Origin of the sequence: Sinomicrobium pectinilyticum (genome assembly GCF_003725735.1) — a bacterium.
GTDB classification, from domain to species: Bacteria; Bacteroidota; Bacteroidia; order Flavobacteriales; family Flavobacteriaceae; genus Sinomicrobium; species Sinomicrobium pectinilyticum.
In genome coordinates this window covers 1-18,379 of sequence record NZ_RJTM01000035.1, presented here as the reverse complement: position 1 = coordinate 18,379, position 18,379 = coordinate 1, and the positions used below count along the sequence as shown (strand labels likewise).

17 protein-coding genes and 2 tRNA genes are annotated in these 18,379 nt (G+C 38.9%); 10 read left to right on the top strand and 9 right to left on the bottom strand.

Going from position 1 to position 18,379, the window contains the following annotated elements; genetic code table 11:
• Positions 1-379 precede the first annotated feature (379 nt).
• Positions 380-589 (bottom strand): hypothetical protein, encoded by a 210-nt coding sequence (locus ED312_RS06945; RefSeq protein ID WP_123215287.1) that lies wholly within the window; start codon positions 587-589, stop codon positions 380-382.
• A gap of 404 nt (positions 590-993) precedes the next feature.
• Between ED312_RS06945 and ED312_RS06940 the strand changes: the two genes are divergently transcribed.
• Positions 994-3,402 (top strand): outer membrane beta-barrel family protein, encoded by a 2,409-nt coding sequence (locus tag ED312_RS06940; protein ID WP_170164460.1) that lies wholly within the window; start codon positions 994-996, stop codon positions 3,400-3,402.
• Between the two features lie 27 nt (positions 3,403-3,429).
• Here the strand turns inward: ED312_RS06940 and ED312_RS06935 are convergent, their stop codons facing one another.
• Positions 3,430-4,542 carry a C1 family peptidase gene (locus ED312_RS06935; protein WP_123215285.1) on the bottom strand — a complete coding sequence of 371 codons (1,113 nt, stop codon included), beginning with the start codon at positions 4,540-4,542 and terminating at the stop codon, positions 3,430-3,432.
• Between the two features lie 59 nt (positions 4,543-4,601).
• Here ED312_RS06935 and ED312_RS06930 point away from each other — a divergent pair, with 59 nt between their 5' ends.
• The 8 genes from ED312_RS06930 (at position 4,602) to ED312_RS06895 (ending at position 10,971) form a co-directional block, all read left to right on the top strand.
• Complete coding sequence (locus tag ED312_RS06930; protein WP_123215284.1) at positions 4,602-5,444, top strand: 1,4-dihydroxy-2-naphthoyl-CoA synthase; 843 nt, start codon at positions 4,602-4,604, stop codon at positions 5,442-5,444.
• Between the two features lie 72 nt (positions 5,445-5,516).
• Positions 5,517-6,419, top strand: coding sequence for a 1,4-dihydroxy-2-naphthoate polyprenyltransferase (locus ED312_RS06925; protein ID WP_123215283.1), 903 nt, complete (start codon positions 5,517-5,519; stop codon positions 6,417-6,419).
• A 36-nt stretch (positions 6,420-6,455) separates the two neighbouring features.
• Entirely contained in the window at positions 6,456-7,133 is a 678-nt protein-coding gene (locus tag ED312_RS06920; protein ID WP_123215282.1) for a metal-dependent hydrolase, read from the top strand.
• A gap of 45 nt (positions 7,134-7,178) precedes the next feature.
• Positions 7,179-7,544 carry a four helix bundle protein gene (locus ED312_RS06915; RefSeq protein ID WP_206363218.1) on the top strand — a complete coding sequence of 122 codons (366 nt, stop codon included), beginning with the start codon at positions 7,179-7,181 and terminating at the stop codon, positions 7,542-7,544.
• 143 nt (positions 7,545-7,687) lie between these two features.
• Positions 7,688-8,731: an o-succinylbenzoate synthase gene (locus ED312_RS06910; RefSeq protein WP_123215280.1), complete on the top strand. Its 1,044-nt coding sequence runs from the start codon at positions 7,688-7,690 to the stop codon at positions 8,729-8,731.
• A 3-nt stretch (positions 8,732-8,734) separates the two neighbouring features.
• Positions 8,735-9,688, top strand: coding sequence for a CPBP family intramembrane glutamic endopeptidase (locus ED312_RS06905; RefSeq protein ID WP_123215279.1), 954 nt, complete (start codon positions 8,735-8,737; stop codon positions 9,686-9,688).
• Between the two features lie 19 nt (positions 9,689-9,707).
• The gene (locus ED312_RS06900; protein WP_317125665.1) at positions 9,708-10,802 is read left to right on the top strand and encodes an AMP-binding protein; all 1,095 of its coding nucleotides are present in this window, start codon (positions 9,708-9,710) and stop codon (positions 10,800-10,802) included.
• Positions 10,803-10,897: 95 nt separating this feature from the next.
• Positions 10,898-10,971, top strand: a tRNA-Arg gene (locus ED312_RS06895).
• A gap of 434 nt (positions 10,972-11,405) precedes the next feature.
• Here the strand turns inward: ED312_RS06895 and ED312_RS06890 are convergent.
• Positions 11,406-13,049 (bottom strand): serine hydrolase domain-containing protein, encoded by a 1,644-nt coding sequence (locus tag ED312_RS06890; protein WP_123215278.1) that lies wholly within the window; start codon positions 13,047-13,049, stop codon positions 11,406-11,408.
• Positions 13,050-13,149: 100 nt separating this feature from the next.
• The gene (locus tag ED312_RS06885; RefSeq protein WP_240643047.1) at positions 13,150-14,250 is read right to left on the bottom strand and encodes a helix-turn-helix domain-containing protein; all 1,101 of its coding nucleotides are present in this window, start codon (positions 14,248-14,250) and stop codon (positions 13,150-13,152) included.
• A gap of 156 nt (positions 14,251-14,406) precedes the next feature.
• Between ED312_RS06885 and ED312_RS06880 the strand changes: the two genes are divergently transcribed.
• Positions 14,407-14,486, top strand: a tRNA-Leu gene (locus tag ED312_RS06880).
• 262 nt (positions 14,487-14,748) lie between these two features.
• Here the strand turns inward: ED312_RS06880 and ED312_RS06875 are convergent.
• From ED312_RS06875 to ED312_RS06855, 5 genes are all read right to left on the bottom strand, one after another.
• Positions 14,749-15,105, bottom strand: a complete 357-nt coding sequence (locus ED312_RS06875) for a hypothetical protein (RefSeq protein WP_148044232.1) — start codon at positions 15,103-15,105, stop codon at positions 14,749-14,751.
• 291 nt (positions 15,106-15,396) lie between these two features.
• Positions 15,397-15,867: a peroxiredoxin gene (locus ED312_RS06870; RefSeq protein ID WP_123215275.1), complete on the bottom strand. Its 471-nt coding sequence runs from the start codon at positions 15,865-15,867 to the stop codon at positions 15,397-15,399.
• A 4-nt stretch (positions 15,868-15,871) separates the two neighbouring features.
• Positions 15,872-16,699, bottom strand: coding sequence for an alpha/beta fold hydrolase (locus ED312_RS06865; RefSeq protein ID WP_170164459.1), 828 nt, complete (start codon positions 16,697-16,699; stop codon positions 15,872-15,874).
• Positions 16,700-17,037: 338 nt separating this feature from the next.
• Positions 17,038-17,925 (bottom strand): SDR family oxidoreductase, encoded by an 888-nt coding sequence (locus ED312_RS06860; protein ID WP_123215273.1) that lies wholly within the window; start codon positions 17,923-17,925, stop codon positions 17,038-17,040.
• Positions 17,926-17,961: 36 nt separating this feature from the next.
• Positions 17,962-18,379: cupin domain-containing protein (locus ED312_RS06855; protein ID WP_123215272.1), on the bottom strand; the 418-nt coding region annotated here is incomplete at its 5' end.

The following is an 18,379-nucleotide window of genomic DNA, read 5'->3' as shown; positions in this document are numbered from 1 at the left end:
ATTTCCCTAAGAAAATCCATGTAAATGTATTTAAGTTTTGATAAGTAGGACTGTTGAAACTGAAGACAAAAAATTCCCAACTTTGTTCTGTAGGAAAACTGTCATACAAGTAAAAAATATATGGAGAAAGCGCTATTAATGCAGCGACAATGCTTCCTATTAATAGCGAACTCCGTAAACGTCTTTTTTTAGATTTTTTTACCTTCATATATTTTTATATCAAAAATAATTACAAACCAATATACAAAGAAGGCATCTTAAATTAAAAGACTTTTTTATAAAAATGCTTTTTTAATTAAAAAGAGATTAAATGTCTACTATGAAATATTTATATACAGATTAGTCACTCTTTTAATTGGCTTAAGAGGTAACTGGAAAATTAAACAACTCCATTTTTAGGAGGTTTTATTGTTTCATCATATTTATCTATAAATACCAGATTGTTTATATTATCTAAATTAATCTCGATAAGGAATATTTGAGAGTTTTCGAAATTATTACTCAAATTATTGGATGTCTTTGGATTAAAGAAATAAAATGAATAAGATACAATTGATAGAATTACAAAAAATAATTTTACTGATTTCATGATAGTTTGCTTTTTGGTTATTTAGTTGTAGCAAACCTACCAAAAAATAAAATCTTGTCAATTAATACTTTCGTCGTAACTTTATTACTTTTTATCGAAAAAAAATGGATTTTGAATTTTTTTTTTCGTATGAAGAAAGAACTGTACAATATTACATAAAAATCCTTAATAAGATACGGTATTTTTAATTAATGTTATTTCTTACATAGTACGTGAGACATATTTCAGATACTTTTATAATATAAGTTTCCTGTTTCCATAGCCTTAAAATCAGTTAATTCTTTTGGGTGATGAAAACCCTTGTCTGGGTATTTTATTTTAATAAGTTATATTTCATTGTAGTAATCGACAAAGTGTTTGTTTTTATCGATAAAAAGCATATTTTTGATTTTAAAAATATACTTATGAATATATCAGGTAAGCTGAGCTGCCTAGTATTTTGTATCTTTTGTTTTCCCTTTGCCCTTTTAGCTCAGGAATATACTTTAAATGGTGTTGTTAAAGACGGAGAACAGAATGCGCTCTCCTATGTTAATATAGTATTGATACAACAGTCGGACTCTACAGTGGTGTCCGGGACCTCATCCGATAATGCGGGAAAGTTTGCTATTACTGAGGTAAAAACAGGAAACTATATTCTGAAAGCCACTTTCGTCGGCTACCGGGATGTGGAGAAACCGATTGAAGTAAACGATGATATAAATGTAGGGACTATTTTGCTGGAAGAGGTAACCGAATCCCTGGAGGGAGTAACTGTAACCTCCGGAAAGCCTTTGGTGGAAATAAGAAGTGACCGCCTTGTTCTTAATGTAGAAAATACCTCTTTTTCTGCCCAATCGTCCTTTGATATTCTCCGGAATACCCCCGGAATACTGGTATTAAACGACCAGATTGTAGTGCGGAATACCCAGGCAACTGTGTATATCAACGATAAAAGGGTTTATTTGTCCGGGGAAGAACTAAAAAGCCTGCTGGAAAATTATTCGGGGAGTAATATCCGTAGTGTGGAGGTCATTACTACACCACCTGCCCGCTATGATGCGGAAAGTGGTGCTGTGGTTAATATTGTAACATCCCGGAGTATTTCCGTTGGATACAAAGGTAGTGTTAATGGAAGGTGGACAGAAGCCATTTTCCCCAAATACAGCCTGGGTACGGATCATTATTACAAAAATAATTTCCTGGATCTTTTTGTGGGTTACAGCTATAATCCCAGGAAGGAATACAAACACGATAATAGTTACTTTAATTTTTTTGACGGAGATACTCCAGATAACCGATGGGAAGTGGATTTTAGAAGAACTACCAGGTCGTATGCCCATAATTTGCATACCATTATGGATTTTACACTCAATGAAAAAAACTCGCTGAGTGTAACGGCCAATATTATGCACTCTCCCGGGAAGACTTACGATAATAACGTAGTTACCGATATTTTTGATACGGTTGGTAACCTGGAATCTTATTTTCTGACAGACAGTGAGCTGGATAACGACCGTTCCAATCTCGCTTTTTCACTGGACTACACTTACAATATTAATGATAAGGGCGCAAAAATGAATGCGGTGAGCAACTATATTTATTATGATGATCGCCAGTTTCAACTTTTGTATACCGATTATTTTGATCCTAATTCAGTACCAACAGATCGTAATTATTTTGATTTCCTGGCTAAACAGCGGAATAATATATTTACCCAGCAACTGGATTTCTATCTTCCTTCGGAATGGGCCCTAGTGGAAACCGGATTAAAGTATTCTTCCATAAGCAGCAATAGCAGTGTGGATTTTGACGGGGACGATATTCCCCCGGAAACAGAAGATGACCGGTTTAAATACCGTGAAAATATTTATGCTGCTTATGTAAGTTTTAATAAGGAATGGGAGAATTGGTCTGCCAATATCGGGCTTCGGGGGGAATATACAGATATGGAAGCTAATTCCGTAGTTATGGGAGAGGTGAATACCCAGACCTATTTTGAGTTATTTCCAACAGTAGTTATAGAACATACTATTAATGAAAATCATCAGTTAGGGATCAATTACAAAAGAAATATAGATCGTCCCAGGTATGGAAGTCTTAATCCTTATCGTTATTATTTATACGAAAGACAGTATAGTGAAGGAAACCCAGGCCTTACTCGTTCTATAGATAATAAAATTGCTTTGGATTATGTTCTTAAGAAGAAATTCATATTTTCTTTATATTATCAACATACCAACAATGAGATACAGGGGCTTACTTTTCAGGACAATAAGAATAAGGTTATAAGTGAAGGGCAATATAATATCGAAGAAGGACTTCAATATAGCCTGGATTTTACCTATTATTCCTATATAAAAGATTGGTGGTATTTTTATACCTACATGTCCGGGTATTATATGGAAAACAGTTTTCCGGCCATACAAAGCGAAGTTCCTGTTCAGAAACTGAATACTATGGGATATTACGGTCGGGCGTATAACCAGTTCACCATATCGAAGGATCGTAGCTTTACCGCTAACCTGTCTCTTTTTTATATGTCCAATTACATACAGGGATCTTTCACCTTTAAAAACCGTTTTTCTACCGATATAGGGTTAACCAAAAGACTTTGGAAGAACAGAATTATTGCTTCCCTGAATCTTACAGATATCTTTAATACTCAAAATATCTGGCTGGCGTCCAGGTACCAAAACCAGGATAACGGCTACATAGCAAGACCGGAAACACGAACCGTTTCTTTTAGTCTTAAATACAATTTCGGAAACTATCGTCTGGACGACAACAAAAGAGACACTACCCCCGATGAACAGGAAAGGTTAGGGGAGTAGCGCCTTATCTTTATGACTTCTAAAGGTTTAATTTTTGCGCACCGCTTTGGATAAACCGTCTTTGTGCAGCATGACGGATATGGCCTTTAACCGCATGTAAGGAACGCTCATATTAATATAGCCGCCGCTCTCTCCGACACGGATTTTATCCGTTCCCCAGGAGTTTTTTACCTTGTAGTATACGTGGCCTTCCTGGTCTTTTACCTTTCCTACGATATGCATCAAATGGTCGTCGGTGGTATGATAGTTCTCGAATTCCTGCTGCCGGTATTCCGGGGAGATGCTTTTTTCCTGTTTTATGTCTTTTAATATAGTCCTGGTGTCTGTTTCGTTTTCTGGGATTACCGCTACGCCGTCTTTTTGTGAGAAGGTGGGTTCACTCACATCACAGTCCAGCGCAAGGGTATACCCGTTTTCGAGAGCATGATCTATAACCGCTATAAACTCGTCCAGCGGAAGGTTGTAGTAGCTTCCGTTGGAAAAGTTATCAGGGATGTTAAGTATAAAGTCCGAATAGAAGGGCTTGTGCGTAAAGGAAGTGACGGACACATAATCTTCCGGTTGTATCTTGGTCATTTCAAGAAAAGATTCGGGGGTATAACTTTTACCTTCATACGTGAATTCTTTGATTCTTTTTCCCAGGTATACATCCAGAACGCCCTCGACAGCCTTCTTCCAGTTGGAAGAAAGTGTTTTAGCAGGATTTTCCACGTATACGTTTAGCATGCCTTCCAGAACAGAGACCATTTCGATATGGTTGTGTTTTTCCTGTCCTTCTTCCAGTCCGGTGTAAACACTTTGGGGAACGATCCCGTATTTCCTGATACTGTTTATGACATCGTGTGAAAGCCCGCCCTGGCTGAACCGGGCATTTCCCTGTCTCATCACATAATTCCATGCCTTTTCAGGGTAGGTGTTCCGCACGTTATACATTTCGGAAATATCGATCTGTTTTCCGGTTATCCGCATAATCTCCGATTCCAGGAAGGAAGACGTAGAAAAACTCCAGCACGTTCCCGTAATGCCCTGGCTTATAACCGGGGTACTTTCCAGGTCCGTAACTGTTTCAAAAGTATACTGTTGTGCGAAGGAAATAACTGAGAAGCATAGAGCACCCAGCGATGCAAGAATCTTTTTCATTATATGGTATTGGGTTAAAAAGACTAAAAAGGATTATTTTTACGCAAAATAACAAAATTATGAGTAAAGCAGATTGGAAAGTAGTCAAAGAATACGAAGATATCACTTATAAAAAATGTGGCGGTGTGGCCAGGATAGCCTTTAACCGCCCTAATGTACGCAATGCTTTTCGTCCCAAAACCGTAGGGGAGCTTTTCGAGGCCTTCCTGGATGCCCGTGAAGATACTTCCATAGGTGTGGTTTTGCTGTCTGCCGAAGGGCCATCTACCAAGGATGGTATATATTCCTTTTGCAGCGGGGGAGACCAGAATGCCAGGGGACACCAGGGATACGTAGATGATTCCGGGATGCCGAGGCTGAACATACTGGAAGTACAGCGGCTCATTCGTTTTATGCCCAAAGTGGTCATAGCCGTAGTTCCCGGATGGGCTGTTGGCGGAGGGCATAGTCTGCATGTGGTCTGTGACCTGACCCTGGCCAGTAAGGAACATGCCATTTTCAAACAGACGGATGCCGATGTGACCAGCTTTGACGGTGGGTACGGCTCGGCTTATCTCGCCAAGATGGTAGGACAGAAGCGCGCCCGGGAGATCTTTTTCCTCGGCAGGAACTACTCGGCACAGGAAGCCTTCGATATGGGCATGGTAAATGCCGTTATACCGCATGAAGAATTGGAAGATACGGCGTTCGAATGGGCTCAGGAAATCCTCGCCAAGTCACCGACTTCCATAAAAATGCTGAAATTTGCGTTTAACGCTACGGACGACGGTATGGTGGGCCAACAGGTTTTTGCCGGTGAAGCTACCAGGCTGGCTTATATGACAGATGAAGCCAAAGAAGGGCGAAACGCCTTCCTGGAAAAGAGAAAACCGGATTTCAGCAATATTAAATGGATTCCGTAACGTTTCCCGGATAAGATTACCCTTACCGGAATTCCGTAGAGGGAATATTATTTTCCTGCTAATATATTTTACATGACAAAAACAAAGGCTTTTATTTCCGCGGCACGTCTCCGGACACTGCCGCTTTCGGTATCCGGGATTATTACGGGGACCGGCATTGCCGCTTCCCGCGGTTTTTTTAACTGGCAGATTTGCGTACTCGCGCTCCTCACCACAATTGGTTTCCAGGTACTTTCCAATTTTGCCAACGATTACGGGGACGGCGTAAAAGGGACGGACAATAAAGACCGTATAGGTCCGCAGCGTGCTTTGCAGAGTGGTGCCATAACACCCGGGGAAATGAAAAAGGCGATGATCCTGACCATAATCATTACGCTTCTGGTGGCCATACTGCTTATTTATGTTGCTTTCGGAAAAGAAAACTTTCTGCTTTCCCTGGTATTCTTCCTGTTGGGGATCGCTTCCATAGTAGCGGCCATAAAGTATACCGTAGGGAAATCGGCATATGGTTACAACGGATTGGGAGATGTTTTCGTTTTCCTGTTTTTCGGGCTTCTCAGTGTAGCCGGAAGTTATTTTCTCTATGTGAAAAACCTGGACTGGACCGTTTTTCTCCCGGCAGCTTCTATTGGTTTGCTCAGTGTCGGGGTACTAAACCTTAATAATATGCGTGATGAAAAAAGTGACGCTGCATCCGGAAAGAACACTTTGGTGGTCAAAATCGGAGGTAAACGGGCGAAAAAATATCATTATACTATCCTCATCCCATCATTACTACTGTTTTTACTTTTTGCTCTCCTCCAAAGTTTTTATATTTATCAGTATATATTTCTTTTGGCATTTATCCCTGTATTGAAACATATAAAAACGGTAAAGAAAAATACGGTGCCTAAAGAACTGGACCCGGAGTTGAAAAAGCTGGCCATAAGTACATTTTTGCTGTCACTCCTTTTCACACTGGGGCTTGTTCTGTAAACAGAAATAATCTCAATCCGATTAAATAAACAGAAAATGAAGATCACATATTACGGACACGCGAGTTTAGGAATAGAGGTAAACGATATTCATATTTTGGTAGATCCTTTTATCTCCGGAAATAAAAAAGCCGCACATATAGATATAAACCAGATAAAAGCAGATTATATCCTCGTTACACATGCACACCAGGACCATACGCTTGATGTGGAGACCATAGCACAACATACGGGGGCTATGATTATTGCCAACTTCGAGGTAGCCCATCATTACGGGGATAAGGGAATAGATTTTCACCCGATGAATCACGGGGGGAGCTGGGATTTTGAATTCGGAAAGGTGAAATACGTCAATGCCATCCACACTTCTTCTTTCCCGGACGGAAGTTATGGCGGACAGCCGGGGGGATTTGTCATTGAGGGAGAGCATAAAAATATCTACATTGCCGGAGATACGGCCCTTACCATGGACATGAAACTCATTCCCATATACCTGAAACTCGATCTGGCCATTTTACCTATCGGGGATAATTTCACTATGGGGGTCGATGATGCCATTATAGCTTCTGATTTTGTGGAGTGCGATAAAATTTTAGGATATCATTTCGACACCTTTGGGTATATCGAAATAGATCATGAAGAAGCCAAACGGAAATTTTTTAATAAAGGAAAAGATCTGATGTTACTTTCCATAGGCGAAAGTATAGAGCTTTAATGAAGATTCGGAGATTTGGAGACGAGGGGATAGAATGGGGGAAAAATTAAGACACATAAGGATTTAAAGGTATATCAGCTTTCTTTTGAGTCAGGAATGGAAATATTTAAGATATCCAAATCCTTTCCGAAGGAAGAAAGATATTCTTTAACAGATCAGATAAGAAGGTCTTCCAGGTCAGTATCCGGAAATTTGGCAGAGGCCCGGAGGAAAAGAAAATATCCGAAAGCATTTGCAGCAAAATTGTCAGATGCGGAGGGAGAAGCTGCCGAAACCCAGGTGTGGTTGGATTATGCTCTGGCATGTGATTATATAAATAGCGAGACCCATACTGTTTTATATGAGAAATATCATTACATTTTGGGAATGCTGGTTAAAATGATAATAAATCCGGAAAAATGGAATTTGTAATTGCAATAAAGGACTTGATTAACAAAGCAGGACTATTCTTCCAAATCAGGAATTTCCAGTTTCTCTCGCTCCAGGTCTCCAAATCTCACTGTCTCCAAGTCCATCAGTCTTTCTCCGGACACTTTAAAATGCTTGAACAATAAATGAAAGCATCCTACCGGAAGTATATACTTCAGTTTAAAAGACCCAGTGGTACCTCAAGGGGAATTCTGAATGAAAAGGAAACCTGGTTTATCTTCCTGGAAGATAACGGCAGAACAGGAATAGGAGAGTGTGGTATTCTCCGAAGCCTCAGTGCAGATGACAGGGAGGACTATGAAGAAAAGCTGAAATGGGCATGTGACCATGTGCATTGGGGGATTGATTATTTATACGGGGAGCTTAAGGAATTTCCCTCCATCCAGTTCGGAATGGAACAGGCTTTTCTCTCCCTCCGATCGGAATCTCCGTTTCTTTTATACCCTTCCGCATTTACCCGGGGCGAAGACTCCATACCCATAAATGGCCTGGTATGGATGGGAAGTAAAGATTTTATGCAGGAACAGATCCGGGAAAAACTTCAACAGGGATTTCGCTGTATTAAGATGAAGATCGGGGCCATAGATTTTGAAACCGAGCTGGACTTGCTTAAATCCATACGCAAAGAATTTTCATCTTCGGATATAGAGATAAGGGTAGACGCAAACGGGGCCTTTACTCCAGGTAATGCGCTGGAGAAACTGAACGGCTTATCCGAGCTGGACCTGCATTCTATAGAACAACCTATCCGCCAGGGACAATGGGAAGACATGGCGCGTCTTTGTGCCGGTACTTCTTTACCCATAGCCCTGGATGAAGAATTGATAGGTGTTTTTGATCTTTCCGTGAAAAGGGATCTTTTAAGGACCATACAACCGCAATACATAATTTTAAAACCGAGTCTGGTAGGTGGATACCGGGGGAGCAGGGAATGGATTCAACTTGCCGGAGATTATAATGCCGGGTGGTGGATTACCAGTGCTCTGGAAAGTAATATCGGCCTGAATGCTATTGCCCAGTGGACATATACGCTCAAAAATACAATGCCTCAGGGGCTGGGAACAGGAAGTCTCTATACAAATAACCCGGACAGTCCCCTTGAAGTAAAAAAAGGCACATTAGAATATAATACAGCCAAGAGCTGGGAGATAAATACACTGAAAAATTAATATATGTATATAGAACAGGCATTTAAAGGAAAACACGAATTGTGGAGATATATTCTCGGCGTTTTTGTGACTTTCGGGGGAAGTCAGGTCATAGGAAGTTTTGTTTTGGGGGCAGCTTTGGCTTATAAAACATTTAAAGGGGAGGATGTAGACCTGTCAAACCCTATGGATATTCTCACCCTATACGACCCCAATATTATGCTTGTATTACTACTGGTCCCTTTTGCTTTGGGGCTGGCGGGACTGTATCTTTGGATGAAGCCGGTTCACGGGTTGCCCTTTAAGGTATTGCATTCGGCCAGGCAGAAACTCGACTGGAAAAGGATATTTTTCTCTTTTGGTATATGGGGGCTTGTGAGTATTGTTTTTGTATGGGTGGGATATTTTCTTTCCCCGGAGGATTATCAATGGAATTTCAAGCTGCTCCCTTTTGTTATCATGTGCATCCTTTCCGTATTGCTGATACCGTTACAAACCAGTTTTGAAGAATATATTTTCAGGGGATATTTGATGCAGGGGATAGGTGTATTTGCGAAAAACCGGTGGGTCCCGTTGGTAACTACTTCCCTTATTTTCGGGCTAATGCATATTTTTAATCCGGAAATAGGTAAAATAGGATATGTAGCCCTGGTGGCTTATATAGGTATTGGTTTTTTCCTTGGAATAATAACGCTTATGGATGAAGGGATTGAACTGGCACTGGGGTTTCATGCCGCCAATAATCTTTTCATAGCCCTGTTTGTTACGGCCGACTGGACTGTTTTCCAGACGCATTCCGTATTAAAAGATTTATCCGAACCTTCCGTAGGATTTGAGATTTTCTTTCCGTTAATAGTGGTTTATCCCATACTAACCTTCATCTTTGCAAAGAAATACGGCTGGAAGGGCTGGAAGGATAAATTATTTGGAAAAGTAATACCACCGGTACCGGAAGATCCCGTACAAGCCGAAATATAAATGACTTACAGATAAAAACATGATGAACACAGGAGAGTTGTCCATAACGTATAAAAATATTCACAACCGCTTCAAATTGAACGGTACCTATTTCAGCAGGGAAGATCTCAGTCTTGTGGCTTACAATTTCATAAAAGAAGGAGAACCTTACCAAAAGGTTATCGGCGATTTTTTGCTGGACTGGCTGGACAACCGGGAAACCATTGCGGTTAATACTTCCGGTTCTACGGGGAAACCTAAAAAAATAGCGTTGTACAAACAGCATATGGTGAACTCGGCAATAGCTACGGGGGACTTTTTCGGGATTACAGTGGGAAATTCTGCTTTATCGTGTTTACCGGCCGATTATATTGCCGGAAAGATGATGCTGGTCCGGGCGATGATCCTGGGATTGGAAATAGATCTGGTTAAGCCGTCATCAACCCCTGTGGAAAAGATAAGCAAGGAGTATGATTTTGTGGCTATGACTCCTATGCAGTTACAGAACTCTCTTCCCGTCCTGGATTGTATCAAAACCCTCATTGTAGGAGGAGCCCCGATGTCCGGAGCATTAGAAGCGAGATTAAGCAAAACCGGGTGTAAAGTCTATGAAACCTACGGAATGACGGAAACTGTTACTCATATTGCCGCCAGGAAAGTAAGCCATCCGCAATCCGGAAGGGAGCGTTGTTTTACCCTGGTTCCGGGCGTAGAGATAACGGTAGATGACAGAGGTTGCCTTGTGATCAATGCCCCGGGGGTTTCAGATGTGGCCATTACGACGAATGACCTGGTGGAACTGGTTTCCGAAAAAGAATTCCGATGGTTGGGAAGATATGATAACCTGGTGAACTCGGGAGGAGTAAAGCTTGTCCCGGAACTCATAGAGGAAAAAATACGGGAAGTAATCAGCGGTCGGTTTTACGTCGGGGGAATTCCCGATGACAAACTGGGGGAAAAGTTGGTCTTATTTATTGAAGAAAAAACAAACCCGGGGTTGACAACAGAAGAAATCCGGGCAAAAATAGCCGGATTGAAGTCGTTGGATAAGTATGAACGTCCGAAAGAAGTCCGCCTGATTAAAAACTTTAAAGAGACCGGAAGCGGAAAGGTATTAAGACATAGAGATTTGTAATCCGGCTTTCCTGCTGATGTGTAAATTATCCGGATTTGTGTTGTTTTGTACGATATTCGGTTATATATTTGCACCGCTTTTGAGGAAAAGTAAAGGGTCGCGTAGCTCAGCTGGATAGAGCATCTGCCTTCTAAGCAGACGGTCACAGGTTCGAATCCTGTCGCGATCACTTAAAAATCAAAGGCTTACAAATTTGTAGGCCTTTTTTGTTTCCTGAAAATGCATACTTTGTGCATACTTTTTGGAAATACCCTCTGAATTAATAAATTTTAACAAACTTTAACGTTTTTTGAAACTTTTTGATCTTTGTAAAGCCTTTTTAAGTATATCTGATTACCTTATTATAAATAGGAATTTTTGGTAATGGCATAAAATCTCGAATTCCTACCTAAAACAGATAACAGATATATGCGGAATAAAGAAGAAGCCTACTTTTATTTAGACTAATATAGATTTGTCACCATCATTATTCTTTCAGATATGGGTTTCTATTGAGGTTGCGTCCAAGTTACTGGAGTGCAATAAAATTTCCGCAATCCAGATTTATGTTAGAATAATTGAATGGAAATTGAATAACAAGATGGAAAATAGAAGAAGTAGTTTTTAGTAGATTTTTTTAAACTTGATACTGTTTAAATTTTGTCCCGATAACTGGAATTCAATTATCTTTCCTTTCTCATTTTTCACAAAATCCAACGTCCCAAAAAACGGTTTATTTGAATAAAACCTATCTTTGGAAAGAGGGTGCAAATCAATGTTGTCGTTAAAACTATGAACGGCAATCAATTGATTATTTTTAATAACCAATTCATATACTGTATTGAATGCTGTGCTTTTATAAATACCTGTATATTCTATAAGATTTATATCCTTTGACTTTGGAGCATTTAGCTTTACTTTCTTGCAGTCATACTTAAAGTCCGCAATATGAAAGTTAAAGCCATTCTCATAAAAAGAAAACTTGCTTGTAGGAATGTAGGGAAACAAGAAGTCTCCATCGCCTATAACAGGAAGCGGAGCTTTATCGTGTGTTCCATAAGATTGAAAATAGAGCGTATCGTTTTCTGCAGTAATATTAAAATAGGTTCCGGGAAACATCTTGTACGTACCTTCAAAACGCTTTAATTCTTGTGTGGTATAGTTGACCTTTTTTGGCGACAATGGTTCTTTTTGATATTCTTTTAGAAGCAAATCAACGGTTTCGTAAACAATTTTAAGGGGTGTAAAATCATTATTGTTTCCCAGCAATACTATTGAAAATCTATGCTCGGGTACGTGTAAAATATAAGAACGGTAACCCGCATCGCCACCTCCGTGAAAGACCACCTTCAAACCTTTATAGTCTTTGAATTCCAGGCCCAATCCATAATGTCTAGCTTTCCCCGAGTTGAGAGTGGTTTTTTCTTGCATTTCCTGGAAAATTTCTTGATTTTCAGAGTGTTGAAAATTAATTGCCCATTTACTCAAATCGTTAATTGTCGTGCTTATACCTGACGAACCGTTCACCATAATATTAAAGGCATAGTTCTCATATTCTCCATTCGTTAATCTATAGGAATGGGCTTTGTTTTTAACAATTAATGATGAATTATCCACGGCCATACTATGCATCATTCCCAAGGGAGTGAAAATTCTATCTTTCAAGATTTCCTGAAAAGGTTTCCCTATAATACGTTCTATAACTTCTGCAAGTAATACATAACCGGTATTGTTGTATTCATATTTATCTCCAGGCTTAAAGTTTATTTTTTTAATATTCAACAACATCTGTACAACTTCCCTATGTGTCATTCTATCTTCAATCCCTATTCCTCGAAGACGGGCCAATTCGAATAGGTTTGGTAGACCGTGGGTGTGATTTGCCAATTGACGAAGCGTTATTTTATACGGGAGTTGTTTTAGTTCAGGCAGGTGTTGTCTTAAATCATCTTCCATGGACAATTTACCTTCCTTTTCTAATAACACAGCCAAAAAAGCGGTAAATTGCTTGGAAACAGATGCGATATGAAAAACTGTAGAATCGGTTATGGGAATTCCGTATTCCATATCTGCCAATCCTATTTGATTGGAATAGACAGTTTTCCCCTTTTTTATGATTGCCATTGCAATACCTGGAGTACCAGGTTGATAATAGCTGTTTAATAATGAATCCACTTTGTGCCATTGCTTTTCTTCAATGTTGTTTTGCGCAAATACGGATAGAAAAGATAGTAATAGGAGGGTTACGGTTAAAAACGGTTTTTTCATTTCTGTAATATAATTTTTCAGCAAAAATGAAATTTAAAACAGTCATAAACGTCCGATTAAAGAAAGTCGGACTGATTTTATAGGTAGAAATAGGTTCACTTTAACCGGACAAAGCTGATTTTCTATATGATGTAGGTGTTTGATTTGTTTCCTTCTTAAAAGCAGTATAAAAAGAGGATTTGGAATTAAAACCTACCTGATAAAGTATTTCTAAAATGGTGAGTGCTTCGTTATGCGGATTTCCTAAAATTCTTTTGGCCTCCTCAATCCGGTATTCGTTTATAAAATCAAAGAAGTGTTTTCCCAAATATTGATTGATAAGTATTGATAGTTCTTTTTCCTGCATACCGAACTGGGAAGCTAATTTTTGAAGCGTCAGTTCAAAATCCAAATACGGTTTCTCATTTTCCATATAAAAAGTCAGCCTTTTTATGGCTTCATTGGAAGCAATATCCTTTTCGGCTGTTGTTTTGTACTTATCGGTTGTTGATTTTATGGGCTTCAGAGCTGCCCTAACACCTGTAAAAAGATATGGACTGTATAAAGCTTTTAAAACAAACCAACATATAACGGACAAGGCAGAGATACTGATCAAAATATAAATGTACTGTAGTAAATGCTGGTCATTATGGAAATAATGTGCTCCCAACTTCACTAAAACAAAAACGTGTGCAATACAAAAAATAACTGTTGCTTGAAATAACCATTTATAGTTGGTGTAATCAGGGTTTGAATAATTTTCCAGATAGATTGTTTTGTATTTTTTGAGAGCAAAAAAAATAGCAACGATATAAGCGAAGTATTGTACCTCTCCCACGATTCTCAAAATTAAAAGGCTTTGATTAGAATAAGAATTAATTTTTAGAATCAATAAAAATAGGAAGAATAAACCCGTATGTAATAGGTGTTTGGGTTTAAGGGTAAAATCTGAATAACAAACAGAAAGCACATATAAATAAAATGCGGGCATTTGCAGCAGTGAAGAAGCCGATTTCAGAATTTGAAAATTCAGATACTTGGCTGATCCATCAATCAAGAATAAACCTGTTAGATCAAAAGCGGTAATGAGAAGAAAAGTGGCAAATATTTGATTGGGTAACCTTTTATTGCCTTTAACACTAAAAAGAAAAGCAGAAAACAGCAACATCAAAAAAACGATGATTTTCCCTAAACTTGATATTAACTCTATATTATTCTCCAAAAAAAATTCGGTTTTTTAAAATTACACCACGTTATATGTTACAAATATAACTTTATCACCAAAGAATATTGGGACAAACCTAACACGGGCATCGGTATTCCGGAAGTTTAGCTTAGGAATAAACCTAATTTAAGTTCTATAAATATTGTTAAAAATGGGCGTGATGGAATTGGTAGACATGTCAGACTTAGGATCTGATGCCGCAAGGTGTGGGAGTTCAAGTCCCTTCACCCGCACAAAAACCGGAGAGAGATCTTCGGCTTTTTTTGTTAAAATTGTTTCATTTTTTTTCTCAGGTACAACCTAGGTACAACATTTTGCCATTTTTGAGGTTGGAATATGGTTTGATGGCTATTGATGTTTAAGAATATTAAAGGGGGCAATCATAATAGTATTTACCTTAATTTCATATTCACTCTGTCCCAAAAATAGAATGAATTTGGGACAGGAAATCTTCCGTTAGTGCAGTGTGTTATTTAACGCCCCAACCAAATTATCTTATTTTAAAGGGTCATTGTTTTTAAGTTTATGAAGATTTTGTAGCTTCCATAGAACAGCAGGGAATCTTTCAAAATCGTAAACGCTCCAATCCCCCGGTGTAAGCTCTTGAAGTCCAAAAATATCTTTATCTTCTTTTGTTAGGCTTTCTTTGACGGCCGTTATAAGTCGGTTCCTGGTTTTTTCAAAATCTTCATAGGAAAATGGGACATAGCTCATTCCATCAAAATGATTTTCCATAGCATGACTTTGGTCCGTGAGGTTAGGGCTGAGCATTTCGTGCAAAGGACGGTTGCTCCCCAATAGACAAAGTAAAAAGCCTTTTTTTATTTCGTCCGTTAAACCTTCGTTCTGCATTAGATATTTGAACAAATCCCTAAGGTGTTGACTGTCCAAAGCAGCACATATTTTATCCCCCATAAAGTTGGCCTAATGGGACTACATCAATAGCACAGAATGCTGCAAACTCATCTTGGGCTTTTTCGCATAGCATCATTTCCTTAGTACCAGAATTGTTCTTCTTTTTCAAAGTCCTTTTCAGACAGTCCTGAAAACTTGTTAAGGTAATCATATAAGGATCTCCTATCCATTTCACAATGATTTAAACTAAAAAAAGGCCTGCATCCAAAAGATGCAAGCCCAGTATAATTAATAATTTTTCAAGATTTTTAAGGCTTCTTGAATGTGTTTTTCGCCATTTAGAAAATCCCTGAATTTATGGAGAATCATTCCTTCTTTATCCAGGACAAAGGTCTCCCTTCCGGTTAAAAACAAAACATTCCTTATACCAAACATTTTAAGAACTTTGTTTCCAGGATCACTTAATAAAGTAAAGGGTAACCGATGATTTTTCTGAAAGGCCTTATGATTTTCAACACTGGCATTATTTATGCCAATCACCTGAAATCCCATATCAGAAAAGGTTTCAAAGTTGTCACGAAAAGCACAGGCTTCTTTGGTGCAAACCCCACTTTCATTTTTAGGGTAGAAATATATAACTGCACCTTTTTGCAGAATGGCTTCCGGTAACTTCACCCAAATTCCATTCTGATCCTTTAGTTGAAATTCAGGAATACGAGTTCCTGTTTCCAGTCCTTTTGCTTTATTGAATATTCCCATCGTATTAATCTTCTAAAATGGTTTGTAAAATTTGTAGGACTTCATCCGGTCTAGAAACAAAGGGACTATGCCCGGAAGTAACTTCATAAGTTTTGGTGATGCCGGCATCTGATGCCATTTTCTTCTGAAACGAATAGGTAATGGCGTGATCTTCTTTGGTAAATACATAATACTTGTTGGATATCGTATTGTAATCTTCCCCTGAATAAGCTAAAGGGGTTGCCAAAGGAGCCAAAGGTTCTGGTTTGAGGTTTTTTATCAGCAAATCAACTTGTGCCTGGGCTCCATATTGGCAGAAGATTTCCGGAATATTGGTTTCCGGATCTGCAATGGCCGCAGTGCTACCATCCGCAGAGAATTCTAGGGCAGACGGTAATAAGGATGTGGTATCCAATGCAGAATTATCCAACACACTTTTTCCGTTTTCCGGAATAAAGCCTGCTATATAAACCAGCTTTTCAATCTGTTCCGATACTTCAGCAGCAGTCTGTGTAATTACTGCACCGCCAAGACTATGTCCCAGTAAAATAACTGGAGTGCCTTGAGCTGCAATAGCTGTCTTTACTTGTTTTACATAGGCTTCAAAAGTAATGTCTGCCACTGGAGTTTCATCTTCTCCGTGCCCCAATAATTCTACGGCCACTACAGTATGGCCCTGCGATTGCAATTGGTTTTTTACCTGATCCCATACCGAGGCATTCTGCCAAGCTCCATGTACCATTACTATGGTAGCATATTCAGTATCAGTGGATGTATGGTCATCATCATCCGAACATGCTTGCATGGTGTAGAATACCATACTCAATAACGCAATAATTTTTAAATTTTTCATTTTCATTTGTTTTAAAATTCATGTCACAAGTAACAGCTACTATTCAGAGAAATTTTTACTTAAGTTAAATGCACCAAACTTTTTTTCATGTTATTTAATGCTTATATAATCCATTAGAAGATTTACCAAAAAGGAAATACGTGTAACAAAAACTTCCTAACAACATTTAAATCGCACTTCTGAAACCCGGAAGGAACTTCGGCATCTGTTGGTTTCTCTAAGTCCATGTTGTATATGTTTCCTTTTCGTTTGATTCTTTAAAAAAGGAAAGCGCTACTGTGAAGAATGCCTAAATAATAGTTTTGAGATTACACAAAGCTACATTTGAATAAGAACTATTAGTTAGTATTGAATCCGTAAGTTTCATTTAAAAATTTACTCAAGCTTGTCGGCTTACGGCCGGTAATTTTCTGAAAATTATCTGATGTCTTTTCAAATTCACCTTTTACGATAGCCCTCGCCGATAAGATACTAATATCGATAAGAGCTTGTGGGATCCCATGCTCCTTAAGTGTTTTTTCGAAATTTACTTCCGATGGTGATACGTAGCTAATGGTAGTGTTGCTTATCTCAGAAATAAGTTTTGCTATTTCATCAAATGTGTACGCTTTTTCACCACTTACCTCATAGACCTTGTTTTCGTGCCCCGCCGTGGTTAATATTTCTGCAGAAAGCTCTGCTATATCCTTTCGGGCTATAAACCCGCTTTTGCCTTGTAGTGCTGGGAAGTAAATGGTCTGGCTGGTAAGGATATTTTCACCAACAAATAATGGGATCACTTCCATATAATAATTATTTAGTAAAAAAGTATAAGGTATTCCTGAGTTTTTAATGGCTTCTTCGGCAATTAAATGTCCTTGGGCAAGTGTGGACAGGGTATGGTTAACGGCCCCATCCTTTCGTGAAAAACTGGTGTATACTATATGTCCTACTTTTGCTGCTTTTGCCGCTGCTACAACATTTTTGTGCTGAACCAAACGGGCTTCAAGATCAGAGCCTGAAACGAAGTACAGTTTGGAAATTCCTTTAAAAGCCTCAACCATCGTGGTTATATCATCGTAATTCGCTATGCGGATATTAATTCCTTTACTGGTAAATGCTTCTGCATCCTTGGGATTCCTTAGCATAACAGCGATGTTACTTGCGGCTGTTTTTTGTAATAATGATTCAACTACAAGGGCTCCTAAATTTCCGGAAGCCCCTGTTACTAATATTTTACTGCTCATATTCTTTGAGTTTGGGTGCTTATTAATTAAACTTTTTTATAAATGGCTATTTAAAAATTCAGGAGGAACCCAAGGGCCTTCCCCGTGTACATGTATAACCGTTTCTACATCATTCCAAGAATAATGTTTTACACCAGGAGGTATCACTGCAATTGCACCGGCACCAAGCGCTACTCCTTTTGACTCGTCAAACTCAGCTCCGATGCCTAAGTGCATTACTCCTGAGATAACAATGTTGCGTTCAAAAAAAGGGGCTGAGTGTTCATGCATTGCTGCCTTGTATCCAGCCGGCATCTTTACACGTGCAATAAATGGCCCCGGTGATGATATTGTACCTTCCACATCAAAGTACTTTACTTCCGGAGCTCCCGGGAAGTCTTTCCATTTTATATTTTCAAACTGTTCTATAATCAGCTCGCCTTTATTTTTAAATTTATTTTCCATTTTGTATTGA

Bases quoted from the DNA above. Each gene is read 5' to 3' on its own strand.
- ED312_RS06945 (WP_123215287.1), bottom strand. From the start codon at position 589: ATGAAATCAGTAAAATTATTTTTTGTAATTCTATCAATTGTATCTTAT.
- ED312_RS06940 (WP_170164460.1), top strand. From the start codon at position 994: ATGAATATATCAGGTAAGCTGAGCTGCCTAGTATTTTGTATCTTTTGT.
- ED312_RS06935 (WP_123215285.1), bottom strand. From the start codon at position 4,542: ATGAAAAAGATTCTTGCATCGCTGGGTGCTCTATGCTTCTCAGTTATT.
- ED312_RS06930 (WP_123215284.1), top strand. From the start codon at position 4,602: ATGAGTAAAGCAGATTGGAAAGTAGTCAAAGAATACGAAGATATCACT.
- ED312_RS06925 (WP_123215283.1), top strand. From the start codon at position 5,517: ATGACAAAAACAAAGGCTTTTATTTCCGCGGCACGTCTCCGGACACTG.
- ED312_RS06920 (WP_123215282.1), top strand. From the start codon at position 6,456: ATGAAGATCACATATTACGGACACGCGAGTTTAGGAATAGAGGTAAAC.
- ED312_RS06910 (WP_123215280.1), top strand. From the start codon at position 7,688: ATGAAAGCATCCTACCGGAAGTATATACTTCAGTTTAAAAGACCCAGT.
- ED312_RS06905 (WP_123215279.1), top strand. From the start codon at position 8,735: ATGTATATAGAACAGGCATTTAAAGGAAAACACGAATTGTGGAGATAT.
- ED312_RS06900 (WP_317125665.1), top strand. From the start codon at position 9,708: ATGATGAACACAGGAGAGTTGTCCATAACGTATAAAAATATTCACAAC.
- ED312_RS06890 (WP_123215278.1), bottom strand. From the start codon at position 13,049: ATGAAAAAACCGTTTTTAACCGTAACCCTCCTATTACTATCTTTTCTA.
- ED312_RS06875 (WP_148044232.1), bottom strand. From the start codon at position 15,105: ATGCAGAACGAAGGTTTAACGGACGAAATAAAAAAAGGCTTTTTACTT.
- ED312_RS06870 (WP_123215275.1), bottom strand. From the start codon at position 15,867: ATGGGAATATTCAATAAAGCAAAAGGACTGGAAACAGGAACTCGTATT.
- ED312_RS06865 (WP_170164459.1), bottom strand. From the start codon at position 16,699: ATGAAAAATTTAAAAATTATTGCGTTATTGAGTATGGTATTCTACACC.
- ED312_RS06860 (WP_123215273.1), bottom strand. From the start codon at position 17,925: ATGAGCAGTAAAATATTAGTAACAGGGGCTTCCGGAAATTTAGGAGCC.